Origin of the sequence: Mesorhizobium sp. M6A.T.Ce.TU.016.01.1.1, from assembly GCF_003997065.1 — a bacterium.
GTDB classification, from domain to species: domain Bacteria; phylum Pseudomonadota; class Alphaproteobacteria; order Rhizobiales; family Rhizobiaceae; genus Mesorhizobium; species Mesorhizobium mediterraneum.
Map to the genome: position 1 here is coordinate 1 of NZ_RZTJ01000123.1, position 477 is coordinate 477.

Annotated in this window: 1 protein-coding gene; it reads left to right on the forward strand. The window is 63.5% G+C overall.

The window, feature by feature from the left end; all coding sequences use genetic code 11:
- Positions 1 to 477: outer membrane beta-barrel protein (locus tag EOC94_RS33555; RefSeq protein WP_148128467.1), on the forward strand; the 477-nt coding region annotated here is incomplete at both ends.

A 477-nucleotide genomic window follows, 5' to 3' on the forward strand; every position in this document is an offset into this window, starting at 1 on the left:
ATCGCCAAGCTCGGCTACGAGGCCGTGCCGGAATCGGCATCATCACCGGACGCCATTGCCGGCGTCAGCAAGCAACCGCTGCGGCAGACCATCGATGGCAGCCTCGCCGTCGAAAAGCATCTCGGCAAGATGCAGTACACGCTAACCGGCGCGGTCTCGCACGATTTTTACGGCGACGCCAAGCTCTCGGACGGCACCTCGCTGTCGCAGAAGGATCAGGACTCGACGCTCTACACCGCGACGTTGCGCACCGGCTACGAGATCTCCCCTGCCCTGACCCCGTTCACTGAAATCGAGGTCGGCCGCCGGACCTATGATCAACGCATCGACAATGAAGGCTTCGAGCGCTCGTCGACGCGGCTCGGCGCCCGCGCTGGCCTTGCACTCGACATGGGCGAGAAGCTGTCGGGCGAATTCTCGGCCGGCTGGCTCAGGGAAGCGATCGACGACAAAAACCTTGATGCCATCTCCGGTGCC